General features: G+C 69.3%; 2 protein-coding genes. Both read left to right on the top strand.

The annotated features are described in order from the left end of the window. The first annotated feature begins 454 nt into the window (after positions 1-454). Entirely contained in the window at positions 455-1,075 is a 621-nt protein-coding gene (locus ACFC02_RS42635) for a hypothetical protein (RefSeq protein ID WP_376368432.1), read from the top strand. 89 nt (positions 1,076-1,164) lie between these two features. Further along, on the top strand, positions 1,165-1,447 hold a 283-nt coding region (locus tag ACFC02_RS42630), incomplete at its 3' end, for a transposase (protein WP_376368434.1).

The following is a 1,447-nucleotide window of genomic DNA, read 5'->3' as shown; positions in this document are numbered from 1 at the left end:
CGGTGGCCGTTCTCATATCCGGGCCCTCACTCCGACGCCAGGCCAAACACCCGGATCAGGTGGGAACCCGTACACCACTTCCCAGGACGCAACCCGACGGCGAAGTTCTTCAAGTCCGGCGTCACACGAGAGCCGAAGACCGCACCTGTAGAAGGTGAATGGCGGGATGGGCCCGCCCCACATCCAGGAGCACCCTGTGGCGAGCACTGCAGACGAGCCCGAGCAGCCCCTTGACCGGACCGGCGACGCCCCCTCCGTCACCCCATCCGCGCCCCGCCGCCAGGAGCCGGACGTTTCGGCAGGTCAGGCCCGGCGGACAGGGAGTCGTCGCAGGTCCGACAACCCTCATGTTGATGTAGCGAGGCGTCCCAAGCACCGGAGGACTTCGACCGGGCCTCGGCGCCGGGAACTGCTACAAGCACTGGGGATCTTCCAGAGGGCTACGCCCGATCAGTTGTGGAAGCTGACCCGTCCGGACAACCGGCACGACAAGCTCACGCGGGACACCCTCCTGGATCTGGAGGACCACCAGCTGGTGAGGATCGAGTCGGTGCAGGAGGACCAGCGGCAGGAGCGGGTGCTGACCCGGCGCGGACACGGCGAGGCGAAGCAGCTGCTGGAACCGAAGGGCATACGGGTCCCGGTGCTGCGCAAGCAGGAGTACGACCCGGACACCGAGGAGCTGCTCGGCACCGGCTACGACGACCACGCCGCGGCGGTCACCTCGACGGCCGCCGAACTCCACCGCGCCGGGATCGGCCACCGGCTCGGCTTCCAGACCGAGATCGGGCACCGGCTCGGCAACAGCTACGTGCAGCGGGCCGACCTGGTGGTGCGGGCGCCGGAGGCCGGGGTGCCGGTGCTGCTGCTGGAGATCGACCGCCGTACCGAGGACGCGCACGACCTGGTCGCCAAGCTGCGCCGGTACTGGGAGTGGGGCCGGTGTGCTGCCACGGGACGCGGACAAGCACACCGTGGACCTGGTCCGCTCCCGGCCGGACGCGATCGAGCACGTCGACCACGAAATGGGGAGTGTCCAATAGACGGCGGATCCGATGATCAAGGAGACGCCTGATGAGCGAGACCATCACCGAGTACGAGGCCGTGGAGGCGGCGGTCGTCGAGTCGGCCGCGGAGGCGGTGTCGGACGAGCAGTTGATCGCGATGCTGGTCGGCCGTGCCCGCTCCGACGGGCTGCGGCTGACCGGGGAGGGCGGGCTGCTGCAGCAGCTGACGAAGCGAGTGCTGGAGTCCGCCCTGGAGGGCGAGATCACCGATCACGTCGGCTATGACAAGCACGACGCGGCCGGCCGGAACAGCGGCAACAGCCGGAACGGCACCCGGTCGAAGACCGTGCTGACCGACGTCGGACCGGTCGAGGTGAAGGTGCCCCGCGACACCGCCGGCACCTTCGAGCCGCAGATCGTCCGCAAGCGGCAGCACCGTC

Origin of the sequence: Streptomyces sp. NPDC056160 (genome assembly GCF_042268205.1) — a bacterium.
Taxonomy (GTDB): domain Bacteria; phylum Actinomycetota; class Actinomycetes; order Streptomycetales; family Streptomycetaceae; genus Streptomyces.
Note: the sequence above shows the minus strand (reverse complement) of the source record. Positions and strands in the feature narration are given on the sequence as shown.